This window comes from Modestobacter excelsi, from assembly GCF_005930495.1.
Classification (GTDB): Bacteria; Actinomycetota; Actinomycetes; order Mycobacteriales; family Geodermatophilaceae; genus Modestobacter; species Modestobacter excelsi.
This window is the reverse complement of the sequence record NZ_SJEX01000168.1, coordinates 1-442: the sequence shown is the minus strand read 5'-3', so window position 1 is coordinate 442 and position 442 is coordinate 1. Positions and strand designations below refer to the sequence as shown.

General features: G+C 68.6%; 1 protein-coding gene. It reads left to right on the top strand.

Translation table 11 applies throughout. The features are described 5' to 3' along the window. Positions 1–442, top strand: a 442-nt coding sequence (locus tag FHL80_RS27310) for a PDC sensor domain-containing protein (RefSeq protein WP_500684526.1), incomplete at both ends; no start/stop codon positions are given.

Sequence of the window (442 nt, the reverse complement as noted above, 5' to 3'; positions counted from 1 at the left end):
GATTTCACCCGCTCCAGCCGGACGCGCATCGCCCAGGCGGACGAGTCGCTCGACGGCACCTTCAAGGAGGTGGAGCAGAACCTCAACTACCTTGCGCAGACCGTGCAGGTGCGATCCGCCGACGAACGCCTCACCACGTACCTGGAGCGCGGCGGCATGATGACGCCCGACGCCAACGGCCCGGTGGAGCAGTCGATCTTCTCGCTGCTCAAGCAGTTCGGCGACACCCATCCGAACATGCGCTACCTCGACGTGGGAACGCGCTGGGGCGGCTACGTGCAGTGGCCCATCGAGCGCATCAACGACCACTACGACCCGCGCGTGCGGCCCTGGTACCAGCTCGCGATGACGGCGACCGACCGGGTGGTGCGGCCCGCACCCTACCTGAGCGCGGCGGGATCGGGCGGCGCCATCATTCCCTTCGCGCGGGCCATCAAGGGCC